This is a genomic window from Sphingomonas sp. GW821-FHT10F11 (genome assembly GCF_058809095.1).
Window position 1 is genome coordinate 542,354 of sequence record NZ_JBXASH010000001.1, and the last position, 13,951, is coordinate 556,304.

17 protein-coding genes are annotated in these 13,951 nt (G+C 64.6%); 7 read left to right on the top strand and 10 right to left on the bottom strand.

Features of this window, described 5'->3' with window-relative positions; genetic code table 11:
* Window positions 1-51: 51 nt before the first annotated feature.
* A complete protein-coding gene (locus tag AC1RT8_RS02515; RefSeq protein ID WP_493074020.1) occupies window positions 52-813 on the bottom strand; it encodes an alpha/beta fold hydrolase in 762 nt (253 codons plus the stop codon).
* Complete coding sequence (locus AC1RT8_RS02520; RefSeq protein ID WP_493074021.1) at window positions 794-1,237, bottom strand: GFA family protein; 444 nt, start codon at window positions 1,235-1,237, stop codon at window positions 794-796. The genes AC1RT8_RS02515 and AC1RT8_RS02520 overlap by 20 nt, the downstream gene beginning before the upstream one ends.
* An 83-nt stretch (window positions 1,238-1,320) precedes the next feature.
* Here AC1RT8_RS02520 and AC1RT8_RS02525 point away from each other — a divergent pair, with 83 nt between their 5' ends.
* Genes AC1RT8_RS02525 through AC1RT8_RS02535 form a run of 3 tightly spaced genes read left to right on the top strand, consistent with a single transcriptional unit; the run spans window position 1,321 to window position 4,394 of the window.
* Window positions 1,321-1,767: a MarR family winged helix-turn-helix transcriptional regulator gene (locus AC1RT8_RS02525; RefSeq protein ID WP_493074022.1), complete on the top strand. Its 447-nt coding sequence runs from the start codon at window positions 1,321-1,323 to the stop codon at window positions 1,765-1,767.
* Window positions 1,760-2,866 carry an HlyD family secretion protein gene (locus AC1RT8_RS02530; RefSeq protein ID WP_493074023.1) on the top strand — a complete coding sequence of 369 codons (1,107 nt, stop codon included), beginning with the start codon at window positions 1,760-1,762 and terminating at the stop codon, window positions 2,864-2,866. The genes AC1RT8_RS02525 and AC1RT8_RS02530 overlap by 8 nt, the downstream gene beginning before the upstream one ends.
* Window positions 2,859-4,394 (top strand): DHA2 family efflux MFS transporter permease subunit, encoded by a 1,536-nt coding sequence (locus AC1RT8_RS02535; RefSeq protein WP_493074024.1) that lies wholly within the window; start codon window positions 2,859-2,861, stop codon window positions 4,392-4,394. The genes AC1RT8_RS02530 and AC1RT8_RS02535 overlap by 8 nt, the downstream gene beginning before the upstream one ends.
* A 116-nt stretch (window positions 4,395-4,510) precedes the next feature.
* Here the strand turns inward: AC1RT8_RS02535 and AC1RT8_RS02540 are convergent, their stop codons facing one another.
* From AC1RT8_RS02540 to soxR, 7 genes are all read right to left on the bottom strand, one after another.
* Window positions 4,511-4,945 (bottom strand): GFA family protein, encoded by a 435-nt coding sequence (locus AC1RT8_RS02540; RefSeq protein WP_493074025.1) that lies wholly within the window; start codon window positions 4,943-4,945, stop codon window positions 4,511-4,513.
* A 4-nt stretch (window positions 4,946-4,949) separates the two neighbouring features.
* On the bottom strand, window positions 4,950-5,978 hold the full coding sequence (locus tag AC1RT8_RS02545; protein ID WP_493074026.1) for an aspartate-semialdehyde dehydrogenase: 1,029 nt from the start codon (window positions 5,976-5,978) through the stop codon (window positions 4,950-4,952).
* Between the two features lie 412 nt (window positions 5,979-6,390).
* A complete protein-coding gene (locus AC1RT8_RS02550; protein WP_493074027.1) occupies window positions 6,391-8,637 on the bottom strand; it encodes a S9 family peptidase in 2,247 nt (748 codons plus the stop codon).
* Between the two features lie 188 nt (window positions 8,638-8,825).
* Window positions 8,826-9,383, bottom strand: coding sequence for a DNA-3-methyladenine glycosylase I (locus tag AC1RT8_RS02555; protein WP_493074028.1), 558 nt, complete (start codon window positions 9,381-9,383; stop codon window positions 8,826-8,828).
* Window positions 9,384-9,402: 19 nt separating this feature from the next.
* Window positions 9,403-9,759: a DUF805 domain-containing protein gene (locus tag AC1RT8_RS02560; RefSeq protein ID WP_493074029.1), complete on the bottom strand. Its 357-nt coding sequence runs from the start codon at window positions 9,757-9,759 to the stop codon at window positions 9,403-9,405.
* A 102-nt stretch (window positions 9,760-9,861) separates the two neighbouring features.
* Complete coding sequence (locus AC1RT8_RS02565) at window positions 9,862-11,184, bottom strand: DUF418 domain-containing protein (protein WP_493074030.1); 1,323 nt, start codon at window positions 11,182-11,184, stop codon at window positions 9,862-9,864.
* Window positions 11,185-11,270: 86 nt separating this feature from the next.
* Complete coding sequence (gene soxR, locus AC1RT8_RS02570; protein ID WP_493074031.1) at window positions 11,271-11,759, bottom strand: redox-sensitive transcriptional activator SoxR; 489 nt, start codon at window positions 11,757-11,759, stop codon at window positions 11,271-11,273.
* A gap of 85 nt (window positions 11,760-11,844) precedes the next feature.
* Here soxR and AC1RT8_RS02575 point away from each other — a divergent pair, with 85 nt between their 5' ends.
* On the top strand, window positions 11,845-12,225 hold the full coding sequence (locus AC1RT8_RS02575; protein WP_493074032.1) for a VOC family protein: 381 nt from the start codon (window positions 11,845-11,847) through the stop codon (window positions 12,223-12,225).
* Here AC1RT8_RS02575 and AC1RT8_RS02580 read toward each other — a convergent pair whose 3' ends face one another.
* A complete protein-coding gene (locus AC1RT8_RS02580) occupies window positions 12,226-12,822 on the bottom strand; it encodes a CGNR zinc finger domain-containing protein (protein WP_493074033.1) in 597 nt (198 codons plus the stop codon). It lies immediately after the preceding gene.
* Between the two features lie 85 nt (window positions 12,823-12,907).
* Between AC1RT8_RS02580 and AC1RT8_RS02585 the strand changes: the two genes are divergently transcribed.
* Genes AC1RT8_RS02585 through AC1RT8_RS02595 form a run of 3 tightly spaced genes read left to right on the top strand, consistent with a single transcriptional unit; the run spans window position 12,908 to window position 13,820 of the window.
* The gene (locus AC1RT8_RS02585; protein WP_493074034.1) at window positions 12,908-13,417 is read left to right on the top strand and encodes a lipocalin-like domain-containing protein; all 510 of its coding nucleotides are present in this window, start codon (window positions 12,908-12,910) and stop codon (window positions 13,415-13,417) included.
* Window positions 13,414-13,587, top strand: a complete 174-nt coding sequence (locus tag AC1RT8_RS02590; RefSeq protein ID WP_493074035.1) for a hypothetical protein — start codon at window positions 13,414-13,416, stop codon at window positions 13,585-13,587. The genes AC1RT8_RS02585 and AC1RT8_RS02590 overlap by 4 nt, the downstream gene beginning before the upstream one ends.
* On the top strand, window positions 13,584-13,820 hold the full coding sequence (locus AC1RT8_RS02595; RefSeq protein WP_493074036.1) for a hypothetical protein: 237 nt from the start codon (window positions 13,584-13,586) through the stop codon (window positions 13,818-13,820). The genes AC1RT8_RS02590 and AC1RT8_RS02595 overlap by 4 nt, the downstream gene beginning before the upstream one ends.
* The last annotated feature ends 131 nt before the right edge of the window (window positions 13,821-13,951 follow it).

Consider the following 13,951-nt stretch of genomic DNA (forward strand, 5'->3'; position numbering starts at 1 on the left):
GTCCTCGATAAATCGGGTGATGCGCCACGTTGTGACGCCCCTGCTCCGCGGTCAAGCGGCGAGGAAGTCGGCAATCTCCTGCCCCAGTTCGGGCTTGGTCACCGCGCTCATATGGCCGCCCGGCGTGGTCCGCAGAATGGCATTGGGCAGCGCCGCCGCCAGCTCCGCCGCCGATCCATTGTCATTGTCCTCGTCGCCGGTCAGGACCAGCACCGGCTCCTCGATCGCCACGACATCGGCTTCGTCGGTGTTGACGAAGGTATCGATGATCCGGAGCAGCGCGACCGGATCGCCCTTGGTCGTCTTCAGGAATGCTTCGGCCAACCATTCCGGCGTGCCGCGCTCATGCTTGCCGAGATTGGTGAGGATATGCCGGAAATGATCGCCGCGCCGCGCGGTGCCGACCAGGCCCGACAGGCCCATGCCCGACAGGATGACTTTCCGGGGCTTGGCGCCCCTCATCAGCATGCGCACCGTGGTCCGCGCCCCGAGCGAATAACCGCCTAGATCGTAATCGGTGAGCCCGAGATGCGCGATCAGCGCGAACTGGTCCTGCGCCAGCACATCGGGCGGATAGCTCGCCGCATCATGCGGCCTGGCGCTCGATCCATGCGCGCGCAGGTCGGGCATGATGACCCGGAAGCCCCTCGCCGCGATCGTCGCCGCATGGCCGTAGCGGATCCAGTTGGTAAAGGCGTCGGAGAAGAAGCCGTGGATCAGGACGACCGGCCGCCCCTCGCCTGTCTCCCGCCACGCGATGCGTGCGCCGTCGAAGCTTTCGAAGAAATCCGGTTCAATCGGGGAGCTTGCCAATGGCGTCCATCCAGCGTTGCACGAGGCGGTGGTTCTGGTCAGTCCGTTCGGCGGGCAGGCCCGTCGTGTCAAGCCACGCCTCGTGCCAGCTTTCCGCCCCTGAATGCTGGGTCGGCGTGAAACCGAACGGATCGTCGAAGCTGCCGACCGTGAGATCGAGATACTCGCTGTCATGCGCTTCATAGGTCAGCGGCGTCCCGCAGGTAGGGCAAAAGCCGCGAACCGCGATCGGCGATGAGGCATATCGGTCGGGCTGCCGCTCCCAGGTCACATCCGCCTTCAGCACATATTTGAAGGCGATCGACACCCCGCCGGTCGCGCGCTGGCACATCCGGCAATGGCAGAGATAGGCGTCGCGATCGTCGACCAGCGCGCGGTAGCGCACCCGCCCGCACTGGCATCCGCCGGTCATTTCCTCCCGCATTTCCGCCTCCTGCATGTTGCGATGCAAAATTATCACCCGGCCGGGGCTGGAATTATATAAGCATGCTTATTATATGCGCGGCCATGAGTGACTCGATCGGTTTCATGATTAGCGATGTTTCGCGCCTGATGCGCCGCCGTTTCGACGAGCGCGCGCGCCTGATCGGTGTGACGCGCACGCAGTGGCGCACGCTCACCACGCTCAAGCGCCATGAAGGCATCAACCAGGGCGGCCTTGCCGATCTGCTCGAGGTCGAGCCGATCACGCTCTGCCGCATGATCGACCGGCTCGAGGAAGCCAATCTGGTCGAGCGCCGCCGCGATCCCGCCGATCGCCGCGCCTGGCAGATCTTCCTTACGCCCAAGGCCCTGCCCCTTCTCGATCAGCTCCGCGGCCTTGCCGAGGGCATGATCGAAAACGCACTCTACGGCCTCGACACCGCGCAACGCGAACAACTGATGGCGTCGCTCGCCACCATCCGCACCAATCTCAACACCCCTACCGAAAGCGACGAGGCCAACCATGGCTGATGCAGACCCCAAGATCGATCGCCCCAAGCTCGACAACCGTGCCGAGACGATCGCCATCAACCCGATCGAGGAGGTCGCGGCGCCCCCGGCGAAGCGCCGCAACTGGCTGCGTCCGGCATTGATGCTCAGCGTGCCGCTGCTGCTCGCCGCGCTTGGCGGCTATTTCTACCTGACCTCGGGCCGCTACGTCTCGACCGACAATGCCTATGTCGACCAGGACATGATCTCGGTCAGCCCCGACGTCACCGGCCGTATCGTCGCGGTGAACGTGAAGGAGAACCAGCGGGTCAAGGCAGGCGACGTGCTGTTCCGCATCGACCCCCAGCCCTTCCAGATCGCGCTCGCCCAGGCCGATGCCGCGCTCGCCAATGCGCGGGTACAGGTGAACACCATGTCGACCGATATGGGCGGTGCCGCCGCCGATATCGAAAGCGCCCGGGCCGATATCCAGCTCGCCCAGGCGACCTATGACCGTCAGGCGGCGCTGATGAAGCAGGGCTTCACCACCCGCGCCAGCCTCGACGCCGCAAATCACGGCGTGGCCGCCGCCAAGGCGCAGCTCGCCAAATACGAGGCGGATGCGGCGCATGCCCGCAACCAGCTCGGCAGCGGCACCGTCGCGTCGAACTCGCCCGCCGCGGTCCAGACCGCGCTGGCGCAGCGCGCCAAGGCGGCGCTCGATCTCGCCCGCACCGAGGTGCGTGCGCCCAAGGACGGCATCGTCAGCCAGACCGGCCGCCTCCAGGTCGGCAACATCATGCCAAGCGGCGTGCCGGTGGTCAGCATCGTCGTCAGCCAGGCCGCCTGGGTCGAGGCGAACTACAAGGAAACCGATCTCAACCATATGGCGGTCGGCCAGCCCGCCGAGATCAAGCTCGACGCCTATCCCGGCCTGAAGGTGCGCGGCCATGTCGCCAGCATCGGCGCCGGCACCGGCTCGCAATTCTCGGTGCTGCCCGCGCAGAACGCCACGGGCAACTGGGTCAAGGTCACGCAGCGCGTGCCGGTGCGCATCGCGATCGACGGCACGCCGGCCCGCGCCATGATCGCCGGGCTCAGCGCCGACGTCTCGATCGATACCAAAGCCGGCCGTGAGTGATCATCCCGCCGGGAAGGCGATGCTGCCCGTCAGGAACCGCGGGCTCCTGACGGTCGGCATCATGGGTGCGATGATCATGCAGATCCTCGACACCACCATCGCCAACGTCGCCCTGCCGCACATGCAGACCAGTCTCGGCGCGACCGGAGAGACCGTCACCTGGGTGCTGACCAGCTATATTGTCGCCTCGGCGATCGCGATCCCCGCGACCGGCTGGCTCTCGGATCGGCTCGGCTCGCGCAACCTGTTCCTGTTCGCGGTTGCCGGCTTCATCGTCGCCTCGATGTTGTGCGGCACCGCTATCAGCCTCGAGGAGATGGTGCTGTTCCGCGTCGCGCAGGGGGTGTTCGCCGCCTTTATCGGCCCGCTCTCCCAAACCGCGATGCTCGACATCAACCCGCCCGAACGCGCCGCCAAGGCCATGTCGGTCTGGGGCATGGGCGTGATGGTCGGCCCGATCATGGGCCCGGTGATCGGCGGCTGGCTGACCGAGAGCTATAACTGGCGCTGGGTGTTCTACGTCAATCTGCCGGTCGGCCTGCTGACCTTCGCGATCCTCTGGTTCCTGCTGCCCTCGCGCCCGAAGGCGAAGCGCTCGTTCGACGCGATGGGTTTCGCGATGATCTCGATCGCGGTCGCCTCGTTTCAGCTGATGCTCGACCGTGGCCAGCATGACGACTGGTTCGCGAGCTGGGAGATCATGATCGAGGCGCTGGTCGCCGCCGCCGCCTTGTGGATGGCCATCGTCCACCTCGCAACCGCCGAGAAGCCGCTGTTCGACCGCGCCATCTTCAAGAACCGCAACCTGGTGATGGGCATGATCTTCATGGTCGTCATCGGCATCTCGACCATGGCGCCGATGGCATTGCTGCCGTCGATGCTGCAGCAATTGTTCGGTTATCCCGTGGTCGATACCGGCCTGATGCTCGCCCCGCGCGGAGTCGGCGTGCTGCTCACCATGTTCCTGGCCGGCCAGATGATGGGCAAGGTCGATACCCGCCTCGTGATCGTCGTCGGCCTCATCATCTTCTCCTATTCGCTGCACCAGATGGCGACCTGGTCGCTCGAGATGGATTTCTGGCCGGTGATCATCAGCGGCTTCGTCCAGGGGCTTGGCATGGGGCTGGTGTTCATGCCCTTGAACTCGCTCGCCTTCGCGACGCTCAGCCACCATTACCGCACCGACGGCGCCAGCCTGCTCAACCTGATGCGCAATGTCGGCCAGTCGGCGGGCATCTCGATGGTGACGGTGCTGCTCGCGCGCAACATCCAGACCAGCCATGCCGACCTGGCCAGCCACGTCACCGCGCAGACCATCCCGTCGCTCGATCTCAGCGCGATCGACCGGTTCGGGTCCCTGTCGGACAGCGTGTTCGGCTATGCCGATGCGATGATCAATCGCCAGGCGGCGATGGTCGCCTATATCGACGATTTCTACCTGATGGCCTGGATCTCGATCGCGGTGCTGCCGCTGGTGTTCTTCCTGAAGAAACCCAAGGGCAAGGTCGAGGCGGTCCTGGCGGAGTAGCGGGCGAGTTAATCTTCCCCTTTCCGTTCGTGCGGAGCTTGTCGAAGCACTGTACTGTCCTCTTTACCTCAGAAGAGAAGAACAGCCCTTCGACAAGCTCGGGGCGAACGGTGGGCTTAGCGTAACAGGATCGCCACAAACTCCGCCGGCGAGGCGCTTTCCTCGAACGCCGGCACATCCTCGGGCAGCACGATCCAGGGCTGCTTGCGCTTCACCCAGATATGCAGCTTCGGCTCAATCCCGTCGCTCGCATCGAGCGTCCCCGCCCGCACCACCGCAATTCCAGGCCGGGCGCTGTTCGTGTTCCACAAGCGCGCATGACAGGTCCCGCACAGGCGCTGGTGCGATTCCGATCCGCTCGGGGTGGTGAAGCGATAGTCGACAATCGGCCCGGTCGCCGCGATCGCGTCCTCACGCACCACGCCCTGTTCGCTGAAGGCGCTGCCCGACCAGGTCTGGCAATCGAGGCAGTGGCAGCAATAGACCGGGGGCAGCTGCTCCATGGCCAGCGTGTAGCGACACGCGCCACAGCGGCAGCCGCCCTCGATCACCGGCTCAGGCCGCCTTTTGCAGGTGCCGCCGGCCGAGCAGTTCCGCGATCTGCACCGCGTTCAGCGCGGCGCCTTTGCGCAGATTGTCGGACACGCACCACAGGGCCAGCCCGTTCTCGACCGTCGGGTCCTCGCGCACGCGGCTGATGAAGGTCGCATATTCGCCGACGCACTCGATCGGGGTGACGTATCCGCCGTCCTCGCGCTTGTCGATCAGCATCACGCCCGGCGCCTCGCGCAGAATCTTCTGCGCGGTCTCGGCCGAGATCTCGTTCTCGAACTCGATGTTGATCGCTTCGCTATGCCCGACAAATACGGGGACACGGACGCAGGTCGCGTGGACCTTGATCGTCGGGTCGAGGATCTTCTTGGTCTCGACCACCATCTTCCACTCTTCCTTGGTCGATCCGTCGTCCAGGAAACTGTCGATGTGCGGGATCACGTTGAACGCGATCTGCTTGGTGAACTTCTTCGCCTCGGCCGGATCGCCGACGAAGATGTTGCGGCTCTGCTCGAACAGCTCGTCCATGCCCGCCTTGCCTGCGCCCGACACCGACTGATAGGTCGCGACGACGACGCGCTTGATCCGCGCCACATCGTGCAGCGGCTTCAGCGCGACGACCATCTGCGCGGTCGAGCAGTTCGGGTTCGCGATGATGTTCTTGCGGGTATAGCCGTTGATCGCCTCGGGGTTCACCTCGGGCACGATCAGCGGCACGTCCGGGTCCATCCGGTAGAGCGACGAATTGTCGATCACCGTGCAGCCGGCCGCGGCGAAGCGCGGGGCATGGATCTTCGTCGCTTCGGATCCGATCGCGAACAGCGCCATGTCCCAGCCCGTGGGATCGAAATGCTCGATGTTCTGGATCTTGAACTGTTTCCCGGTTTCGCCATAGTCGACCATATCGCCCGTCGACCGCGACGATGCGACGACGGCGATCTCATCCGCCGGAAACTCGCGCTCCGCCAGGATGTTGAGCATCTCGCGCCCGACATTCCCCGTCGCGCCCGCGACTACTACCCGGTACCCCATATCCATCTTTCCAAAAATTGCGCCCATGCGGCGGGCATGGCCATTTAGGCATCATGCCGGCGAATGGAAGCGAGTTTTTGTGTCCTGCGCACCAGCCTCGCTTGCTGCACCGCGTTTCCTGTTCCGCCCAGGCGGAGTTCGCACAAACAACATCTCGATCGGCACGTCATTTCGAAATGTTTTCCGATATTCAGCATTGTATCGCACGCGTTACGAAAATCGCCGCGAAAATGGTTCGGACTCCCCTTGCAATAAAATGCTGGGCGTCAATGAATGCAACCCGTCGAATAGATTTGGTGGCAGCGGTCGCGGTAGCACAAGCTCTCCGCACCTCAGGCGAATATCGCTGCCATCCTCGTTGGCCGGGGCGGGGATTCTCCCTTGAACCCGCCCCGGTCAACGCAGTTTCGATTTATTGTCCAAGCTTCTCGTCGAGGAAATCGAAGATCGTCGTCCAGACATGCACGTCCTTGCCCGCGCTGTGGGTCTTGCCCGGGTAGAACATCATCTGGAACGGCACGTTTTGCGCCTGCATCTTCGCGGCAAAGGCGGTCGAATTGTCGAGCACGACATTGTCGTCCGCCATGCCGTGGATCAGCAGCAGCGGATCCCTGATCTTCGCCGCATCGTCGATCGCATCCGACGTCGCATAGGCCTTCGCGTCCTTCTTCGGATCGCCCATGTAGCGCTCGGTATAATGGGTGTCGTAGAGTTCCCACTTGGTCACCGGCGCGCCTGAGATGCCCGCCGCATAGACACCCGGATTTGCCTCAAGCATCTTCAAGGTCATGTAGCCGCCATAGGACCAGCCATAGGTCGCGACCCTGGCCGGATCGATGAAGGGCTGGGTCTTGATCCATTTCGCCGCGGTCAGCTGGTCCTCGACCTCCACGCTGCCCATCGCGCGATAGATATGATCCTCGAAGACCTTGCCGCGGTTGTTCGAGCCGCGATTGTCGATGCGGAAATACACATAACCGCGCGACACGACATATTGCGCCAGCGGGTTCTGCCAGGCGCGCGTGACCTGCTGGCCGGTCCCCGGGCCGCCATAATGCTCGAAGAACACCGGATATTTCTTGCCCGGCTCGAGCGCCGGTGTGATCATCTCATACCAGAGCGTGGTGCCGTCCGCCGCCTTGAAGCTGCCGAAGGTCTTGGCCTGATGGTTGGCGAGATAGGGGTAGTAAGGATGCCCCGGAACCACCGCATTCTCATTGACCCAGGCGATACGCTTGCCGGTCGTATCGGCGAGGAAGGTCTGGGGCGGCTGGGTCGGGTTGGAGCGGGTGACGATGAGCCGGCTCGCCGCCTTGTCCATCTTGCCATAGTTCCACCAGCCAAGCTCGGTCAGCCGGGTCAGGACGTTCGGCCGCGCGATATCGACCGAATAGACATGCTGCTCGAGCGCGCCGTCCTTGTTGCCGGTGAAGAAGATCCGGCCCTTCGCCTCGTCCACCCCGTTCAGCGCCTGGACGGTCCATTCGCCCTTGGTCAGCTGAGTCCATTTGCCCCTGGCGAAGCGATAGAGATGGCCATAGCCGTCACGCTCGGAACGCCAGATCAGGCTGCCGTCCTTCATCGGCCAATAGGCGTCGGACAGGTTGATCCAGCTCCGCTCGCCCGACTTCTCGGTGAACAATATGCTGCTCTTGCCGGTCGCGGGATCGACCTTGAGCATATCCAGCGTCTTCTGGTCGCGGCTCTCGCGCTGGACCAGCAGGGTCTGGCCATCGGGCGTCCAGTCGACCCGGGCGAGATAGATGTCGGGATCACTGCCCAGATCGACCTTTACCTGGCCGGTGCCGTCGGCGTTCATCACATGGAGCTCGACCAGCACGTTGGGCGTACCGGCGGCGGGATAACGCTGGTTATAGACCTTCGTGCCGTCGGCGCCGATCGCGGCGCGCGTGACGATGCCGACCGGCGCCTCGTCGAACCGCTCGACCGCGATGCGCGCGTCGGTTGGCGACCACCAGTAACCGGTGGTGCGATCCATTTCCTCCTGGGCGACGAACTCGGCCTCGCCCCAATGCACGGTGCCGGCACCAGTGGTCGTCATCTGCTTCGCGGCACCGCCACCGAGCGGCTGGACGAAGAGATTCTGGTCGCGCACGAAGCTGACGAAGCCGCCTTTCGGGCTGACCACCGGATTCAGCTCGCCATCGGGCGTGTTGGTCAGGCGCGAGACCTTGCCGTCGAGCGTGGCGAGATACAGGTCGCCGTCGAGCGGCACCAGGATCGACTTGCCGTCGGGTGCCCAGTCATAGGCGACGATGCCGCGCGTACCGCCGATGCGCGCGCGCTCGCGCTGCATCTTCTCGGCCTCGGACAGCTCGGCGCCGGTGCCGACCTTCTTGGAATCGACCAGCATGCGTTCCTTGCCGGTCCTGGTGTCGAGCGCCCAGAGGTCGAGCCGGTCCTTGTCGTCGGGCCGCGGCTTGAGCGAGGTCAGCAAGGTCCCGTCCGGCGACAGCTTCAGCGCGCGAGGCTGCGCCCCGGCAAGGTCGGGGCTGGAGAAGAGGCGTTCGAGCGTCAGCTTCTTCGCCGTCGCATCGGCGGGTGCGGCCGCCACCGGCACGGCGCCGGGCTCAGCGGCCATCACAGGGGTCGCCAGTGCGGCGAGCATGACGCCCGCCAGCAGCCAGGATTTCGGCATCGATCATCTCCAGTCCCGATAATTTTCAAGCCCGGCGAATGCGGGCGCATGCCGTCGCTTATTGCGGGGTGTGGCAGTGTCGTAAAGGGCCCAGCTACCAGCGGAAGATCGCGATCGGATGGAGCCGGTACGCGGCCAGCCCCTGCCCCAGCCATATGGTGGATGCCGGAAGGAGCCCGGCGTAACGCCTAGATCTTCACCCGCCGGAAACACCCCGCCGCATGATCGTCGACGATCCCCACCGCCTCCATCCAGGCATAGACGATGACCGGCCCGACGAACTTGAACCCGCGCTTCTTCAGCGCGACCGATATCTCCTCCGACAGCGGCGACTTCACCGGCAGATGCACGCCGTCGCCGACGATCGGCTCACCGCCCGCCATGCCCCAGACGAACCCGGAGAAATCCTCGCCAGCATCGCGCATCGCCAGATAGGCCCTGGCGTTGCCGATCGTGGCCTCGATCTTCGAGCGCGACCGGACGATCCGCGCATCGCCGAGCAGCCGCACCACATCCGCTTCGCCGAACCGCGCGACCAATTCGGGATCGAAGCCCTGGAACGCCTCGCGAAACGCGTCCCGCTTGCGCAGGATGGTGATCCAGGCGAGCCCCGCCTGGAACCCGTCGAGCATCAGCTTCTCCCACAACGCCCGGCTGTCGCGCTCGGGCACACCCCATTCCTCGTCATGATAGGCGCGCATCTGCGGGTCGTTGCCGGCCCAGGCGCAGCGCTGAGGGGGCGTCACGATCGGGGCCCAGCGAAAGTCATCGGCTCAAACGGGGTGGCGCGCCATAGCTGTTGGCCCCCGGCTGGCCCGGAATCACGCCAAGCAAGACGATCGCGCCAGCCACCAGAACAGCCGAGAGGATGCCCACAATCAAGGCCCCGGCAAAAACGTCGTCGAGGCCGGGCACGAACAATTGCTGAGCGAAGACGCACGGAACGAAGAACCCGAGGGACCATGAGCCCGTCCTGCCGATATCGTGCAGCCGGGGTACGGAGATCAGCAGCGCAGCCACGCCAATCTGCGGAGGCCAGGGCGTAAACAGCCATGCTGCAGTGAGCAGCACGCCCGCACCCGCCATGAGCGCCCAGTATCCGGTGCGATCGATCCGATCCATGAGGTCATCCGACGTTTTGCGACGGGTATCCCCCGTTGCCTATCGCCATCTTAGGGCCCAGGCCGCACATCGCAATATGCCGGCCGGGGCGTGGAGCCAGCTTTACGTCGCCACCTTGCGAAACGGCAGCCGCCTTCCCTCCACGATCGATCGCCACGCCCATTCGACCGGCGCGATGCGGAAATGGCGGACATAGGCATTGGCCAGCCACAACAGCCCGGCATCGATCACCAAAGACACCGCCATCATCGCCGCCCAGCCCTGCGTGCCGTAAAGGGCAAGCGCGAAGGGCGGATAGAGGATCCACAGGCAGATGATCGTCTGCAGCACATAGATCGACAGCGCGGTTCGCCCCGCGGCGACGAACGGCCGCACCAGCTTCGCGCCGAACGCGCTCGTCACCAGCAGATTGACCAGCCCGACATGGCCCAAGGTCATCGCCTGCCGCGCGATCTCCTGAGTCGCCCAGCTGATATGCGGCGCATCGTCGAAGCGCATGATTTCATCCGCACCCAGGATACGCAGCGACCCGCCGATCAGATAGGCGATGATCGTCATCCGCCAGTAGAAGCGCCGGGTTCGCTGACCTTGCAGGATGCCCAGCTTGAACAGCGCCGCGCCGATCAGCATCACGCTCGCCGATTCCCAGACCGCGAACAGCTCGCCGAACCCGAACAGGCGTTCCGCGCTCATCCGCACCTGCTCGGTCACCCAGCGCGTGGTCGTGCTCGACCGGTCGGCATCTTCCTTCGCGATCTCGGCCTTGCGCTCGGCGCGGTTCTTGGCGCGCTCGGCTTCGGATTTCCGGGCCTTCTCCAATGTCGCCTTGTCGGCCGCCGTCAGCGCCTGGCCCGCGGCGCTCCGCGCTTTCAGCTCGGCAACCTGGGTTTGCTGCTGAATACCGCGATAATAGCCGAAATAACCGGCGCCCCCGAGCTGCACCACCGCCATGATCAGCCCGATAGCGATGAGCCAGCGCGGCCCGAGCTTGCGGAACCAGAACACCACCAAAGCGGCCATGCCATAGGTGTGCAGGATGTCGCCGCCCCAGAGCAGGATGAACATATGCACCAGGCCGAACGCCACCAGCACGATGTTGCGCCAATAATAGCGGCGCATCACCTGCCACCGCCCGGCCGCCTCCACCGCGCGGCTGGTCAGGATCACCATGCCGGCGCCGAACAGCATCTCAAGCAGGCAGCGCGCGGTGCCGTTGGCGAACACCTCGCGCAGCCACCAGGCAACCTGGTCGATCGGCGCCCAGCCGAAATGCCGCACATCGCCGCCGGCGCGGAACGAGGCGCCCATGTCGTTGATGTTCATGAACAGGATGCCGAGGATCGCGACCCCGCGCAGGATATCCAGCACCGCGATACGCGGCGCGCCGTCCGGCTCTTCCACGCTGGCTATCGTTTGATCGGTCATCGCCTGCTCCCCGGACGGCTGAAGGTGCCTGGATAACGCAGGTGCAGGTGTATTGCAATTATAATACACGCTGGCTCGCTGGCGATTCATCCCGCGCGGGAATGGGCGTGGTCGAGCGCGAGTGGCTCGGGCGCCGCCAGCGTATAGCGCGGCCCCGGCCCGGTCAGGCCCGCCCGGTCGTCGCGATTATACAGCGCGCATTTCTTCAGTGAGAGGCAGCCGCATCCGATGCACGCGTCGAGCACGTCGCGGGTCCGCTGCAGCACGGCAATCCTTTGGTCGAGCGTGTCCTTGAAGATACCGCTGATCCGCTTCCAGTCCGCCGCGCTCGGGGTGCGCCCCTGGGGCAGCTTGTCCAGCTCCGCCACGATCTGCTGGAGGGTGAAGCCGAGCTGCTGGGCGATCAGTGCGAAGGACAGCCGGCGGATGTCCGACCGGAGGAATCGCCGCTGGCCGCCATTGGTGCGCAGCGCCTGCACCAGCCCCTTTGCTTCGTAGAAGCGGATCGCCGATACCGACAGGCCGGTGCGCGCCGCCAGTTCGCCGATCGGCAGCAACTCGTCTCCGCGCCCCATCCGAGCCTCCAAAATAAAGCTTGACCTCAACTTAGGTCGAGGTTGCATCAGGCGGTGCATGACAGTCAACACAAGGACGACATTCATGGCATCTCCCTTTATCGAGCACGTCAATCTCACGGTCCGCGAACCCGAGCGCTCGGCCAGGCTGCTGCTCGACCTGTTCGGCTGGAAAGTCCGCTGGATGGGCCCGGCGCGCGACGGCGGCCGCACCATCCATGCCGGCGACGATCGCTTCTACATCGCGCTCTACACCCCGCCCGCGGGCACGCCCGCCTGGGATGACTTCTCCAAGGGCGAGCCGCTTAACCATGTCGCGATCGTGGTCGACGACCTGGACGAGATCGAACGCCGCGTGGTCGCCGCCGGACTCGAGCCGTTCGCGCATGGCGATTACGAACCCGGCCGGCGCTTCTATTTCTTCGATTACGACCGGATCGAATACGAGATCGTCAGCTACGCGTAATCAGGAGGCTTCACGCTTCCTGCGCCTGAACTCCGCGACCTTGGCCTTGTTGCCGCACCCGGTCATCGAGCACCAGCGGCGATCGCCACCCCGCGAGGTATCGAGGAACAGCAGCGCGCAACTGTCGGATTCGCATTGCCGCAGGCGGCCGGCCGGATCTGCGCCGAACAGCTGGATCGCGTCGCGCGCGAGCGTGGCGAGGAAAGCGCCCGGCGGCCCATCGAGATGGAAGCGACCATCGTCTCCCAGCTGCGGCACGGCCGACGGTGCCTGGGCGATCCGGTTCAACGTCGCGACCGCGTCGGGAAGCAGGGGCGCGCCGGCGATCATCGCAGTGGAGAGCGAATAGATCGCCTCGCGAAGCGCGCGGGCGCTGGAAAGGTCTTCCACGGTCGACGGCAGCCGGGAGGCCAGGCCAGCGGCCACCAGCCATCGATCGAGATCGGCCGGGGTCGCGAGCAGTTCGCGCGGGGACGGCTTCATCCGGGCCGCCAGCGTCGCAGCGAAATCGAGCGCCGCATGACCGCCACGGAAACGGAACCCGTCGCGCAGTTCGGATGTGGCCAACGCCGGAGGTCGCATCTTCTGCCCGCTCATGAAACCCCATTGACAGGTTACCGACAACGCCGCAACACATGTTATGTAACCCGCTGAGTCGGTTACTCACTGAAAGGCGATGATCATGTCGACACCCATCACGATGCTGCTGGCGAGCGGACTCCTCCTGGCACCGACCTCCGCCGTTTCGCCTCCCGATCCCGCACCGCTGTCCCTGACCGGCACCTGGACGATGGAGTCCGCCTACGAAATCCTCGCCGACGGCAAGCGCGTGACGGGCTATGGCGAGCATCCCCAGGGGCTGCTGACCGTCGATGCGTCGGGCCGCTACAGCCTGCAGATCTTTCGGGTCGACCGCCCCAAATTCGCCTCGGGCGACAAGACCAGCGGATCGCCTGACGAATATCGCCAGGCCGTATTGGGATCGAGCACCCATTTCGGCCGGGTGACGGTCGATCAGGCGCGGCACCAGCTCCAGTTCGAGATCGAGGCAGCGTCCTTCCCCAATTGGGAAGGCAGGAAGCAGGTCCGCGACTACACCTACGCGAACGACCTATTGTCCTATGCCGTCCCGGCGAGCGCTTCGGGCAATGGCACCATCGCCTATTCGGTCTGGAAACGGGCGCGTCCGTGACGAAGGCCGCGGCCATGCACGATGATTTCCACAGTGCCGCCTGGGCCGGGCATCATACCCGGCTCTCCATGACGATCGCCGCGATCGTCACGCGCGTGCGTCAGGCGGTCTGCGCGGCACGCAAATGGGGCTCGGATCGGATCGAATACGAGACCGTCGGCTCTGCTTGATTCAATCCACGGGCGCGGCGTGGCAGCAGGCGCGGCCGGTGCGCGGCATGCGCGCCGGCCTGCTCCTTCTCATCGTGATATTATTTCAGCGATGTTTTCACGCGTTATCAGCGGAAAACAGCGGCGGTTTACCGCTGTTATCCGCCAATTTTACCGCTGTTATTCATAACAGCGGTATCGCCTCGCAAGCCACTGGGAAGATTGCGGAAATTCGGCCGCAAAATCCAACATAACAGCGGAAAGAAAAAAGTAGCGCAAATGCCCGTTCTTTGTTGGAGATCGCGGGCGATTCGACAACGAAAACGGGGCGCGGAGACCATCGTCTCCACGCCCCGTTCGAAATATCGGCAAAAGCGCCTGACCG

Bases quoted from the DNA above. Each gene is read 5' to 3' on its own strand.
- AC1RT8_RS02520 (WP_493074021.1), bottom strand. From the start codon at position 1,237: ATGCGGGAGGAAATGACCGGCGGATGCCAGTGCGGGCGGGTGCGCTAC.
- AC1RT8_RS02525 (WP_493074022.1), top strand. From the start codon at position 1,321: ATGAGTGACTCGATCGGTTTCATGATTAGCGATGTTTCGCGCCTGATG.
- AC1RT8_RS02530 (WP_493074023.1), top strand. From the start codon at position 1,760: ATGGCTGATGCAGACCCCAAGATCGATCGCCCCAAGCTCGACAACCGT.
- AC1RT8_RS02545 (WP_493074026.1), bottom strand. From the start codon at position 5,978: ATGGGGTACCGGGTAGTAGTCGCGGGCGCGACGGGGAATGTCGGGCGC.
- AC1RT8_RS02550 (WP_493074027.1), bottom strand. From the start codon at position 8,637: ATGCCGAAATCCTGGCTGCTGGCGGGCGTCATGCTCGCCGCACTGGCG.
- AC1RT8_RS02560 (WP_493074029.1), bottom strand. From the start codon at position 9,759: ATGGATCGGATCGATCGCACCGGATACTGGGCGCTCATGGCGGGTGCG.
- AC1RT8_RS02565 (WP_493074030.1), bottom strand. From the start codon at position 11,184: ATGACCGATCAAACGATAGCCAGCGTGGAAGAGCCGGACGGCGCGCCG.
- soxR (WP_493074031.1), bottom strand. From the start codon at position 11,759: ATGGGGCGCGGAGACGAGTTGCTGCCGATCGGCGAACTGGCGGCGCGC.
- AC1RT8_RS02575 (WP_493074032.1), top strand. From the start codon at position 11,845: ATGGCATCTCCCTTTATCGAGCACGTCAATCTCACGGTCCGCGAACCC.
- AC1RT8_RS02580 (WP_493074033.1), bottom strand. From the start codon at position 12,822: ATGAGCGGGCAGAAGATGCGACCTCCGGCGTTGGCCACATCCGAACTG.
- AC1RT8_RS02585 (WP_493074034.1), top strand. From the start codon at position 12,908: ATGTCGACACCCATCACGATGCTGCTGGCGAGCGGACTCCTCCTGGCA.